Here is a 1,796-nt window from a genome sequence, read left to right as displayed (position 1 = left end):
GTGCGAACGGCAGCGGGTGGTGGACGCGCTGCGCGCCCAGGCAGCCCGTCCGGACCGAGGGGGGCGAGATCCACGCCACCGTCCTCGGCCGGAGCGAGAGCCCACCGGTCGGTCATGCCGAGAGTGTGGCAGGCGGCACTGACAATGGCCTTGACCTGCGGTTCCGATGGTCCGCGGCGCACTATCAGCCCGTTTCGTCCCCTTCCTGCCCGGCCGCGTCCGTGGCCTCCGCCGCTCCGTCGCGCTGCTCCACCAGCAGGGCCAGCGCCTTGGCGATGTACGCCTCGGTCGCCGGCTTGGTGATGCCCAGGCCGCTGAGGACGCCTTCGCCGTTCTCGTGTTCCAGGAGGGCCAGCAGCAGGTGTTCGGTGCCGATGTAGTTGTGGCCGAGGCGGAGCGCCTCGCGGAAGGTGAGTTCGAGGGCCTTCTTGGCCTCCGGGCCGTACGGGACGAGGTCGGGGACCTCGTCGGCGGCCGGCGGGAGCGCGGCCGTCGCCGTCTGGCGGACGGTGTCCAGCAGGACGCCCTGCGCGAGGATCGCCTTGGCCGCCATGCCGTCCGGCTCGGCCAGCAGGCCGAGGACCAGGTGTTCGGGACGGCCCTCCGGGTTGCGGGCCGCGAGTGCCTCGTTGTGCGCCGCCATGACCACGTTCCGCGCGCGCGGGGTGTAGCGGTTGAAGCCCTGGTTGGGGTCGAGCTCGGCCGACTCCTTGGATACGAAGCGCTTCTGGGCCGCCTGCCGGGTCACGCCCATGCTCTTGCCGATCTCGGTCCAGGACGCGCCCGAGCGCCGTGCCTGGTCGACGAAGTGGCCGATCAGGTGGTCGGCCACGTCGCCCAGGTGGTCGGCGGCGATCACCGCGTCCTGGAGCTGGTCGAGGGGTTCCGGGTGGACTTTCTTGATCGCCGCGATGAGGTCGTCGAGGCGTACGGATGCCGTGATGTTCGGGTTGGTCGCCATGTGTCAACCGTAAGTTGACACCTTGCAGGTGTCAACCCGGAGTTGACATCTCTTCGGTCGGGAAAGGTGCGGGCCGTCGTTGTCCACAGGGTGTGGACGGCCACCGCGCACCGTCCGAGCCGCATGGCACGATCGACACGTGACCAGCAGCGAGCCCAGCACCGTCGACCGAGCCTTCCGGACCGCCCTGTACGACGGCACCGACTCCGGCCTCGACACGGGCGCGTCCCTCCTCGCGGCCGACTCCGCCGCGGACGCGGAACTCGAGCGCCGGGGCCGGGAGTTCGTCGCGGCGGCCTGGCGGCGCGGCTGGCAGCCCGCCGACGTCGTACGACTGGTACGGCGCGAGCTGGACGACCCGCACGTCCGCCTCGCCGCCGGGCTGATCAGGGCGCAGGTGCCGGACGACCGCCCGCGCGGCCACCGCTGGAAGGCCCAGCTCGACGCGCTGCCCGACGGCACCGAGCGCGTGGGCGACCGCTTCTCGCACGCCACCGCCGTCCTGGAGCTGTACCGGCTGCTGCTGCGGCTGCCCGCCCTGGAGCCGCTCGACGAGCCGGGCTCCCGCGCGGACCCGCACCGGCCGGAGTCCCGCATGCTCACCCGGATCCGGGCGCTGCTCGCCAAGGCCGAGGCGACCGGCTACCCGGAGGAGGCCGAGGCGCTCAGCGCCAAGGCGCAGGAGCTGATGGCCCGGCACAGCGTCGACGAGGCGCTGCTCGCCGCGGGGGCACCCGCACCAGGAGGGTGTTCGCGGGGGTGGCGTTGACGGCGACCTTGCCCGTGGAGGTCTTGATGAAGTCGGCGCCCGCCAGCATGCCGAGCCAGGAGGCCC

At 72.6% G+C, this 1,796-nt stretch carries 1 protein-coding gene and 2 pseudogenes; 1 reads left to right on the top strand and 2 read right to left on the bottom strand.

Translation table 11 applies throughout. The annotated features are described in order from the left end of the window. Positions 1–184: 184 nt before the first annotated feature. Positions 185–961: a Clp protease N-terminal domain-containing protein gene (locus ABZ646_RS46135; RefSeq protein WP_360533651.1), complete on the bottom strand. Its 777-nt coding sequence runs from the start codon at positions 959–961 to the stop codon at positions 185–187. 139 nt (positions 962–1,100) lie between these two features. On the opposite strand from ABZ646_RS46135, the pseudogene ABZ646_RS46130 reads away from it, so the two are divergent. Continuing rightward, positions 1,101–1,700, top strand: a pseudogene (locus tag ABZ646_RS46130) (DUF2786 domain-containing protein); the annotation flags it as partial. Here the strand turns inward: ABZ646_RS46130 and ABZ646_RS46125 are convergent. After that, positions 1,699–1,796 (bottom strand): annotated as a pseudogene (locus tag ABZ646_RS46125) (deoxyribose-phosphate aldolase); the annotation flags it as partial. The pseudogenes ABZ646_RS46130 and ABZ646_RS46125 sit on opposite strands and share 2 nt — an antisense overlap.

The organism is Streptomyces sp. NPDC007162 (assembly GCF_040634175.1).
GTDB lineage: Bacteria > Actinomycetota > Actinomycetes > Streptomycetales > Streptomycetaceae > Streptomyces.
The sequence above is the reverse complement of the archived record's forward strand: the minus strand, read 5'-3'. Positions and strand labels throughout refer to the sequence as shown.

Excerpts from the sequence above, each read along its gene's own strand:
- ABZ646_RS46135 (WP_360533651.1), bottom strand. The coding sequence starts at position 961 with ATGGCGACCAACCCGAACATCACGGCATCCGTACGCCTCGACGACCTC.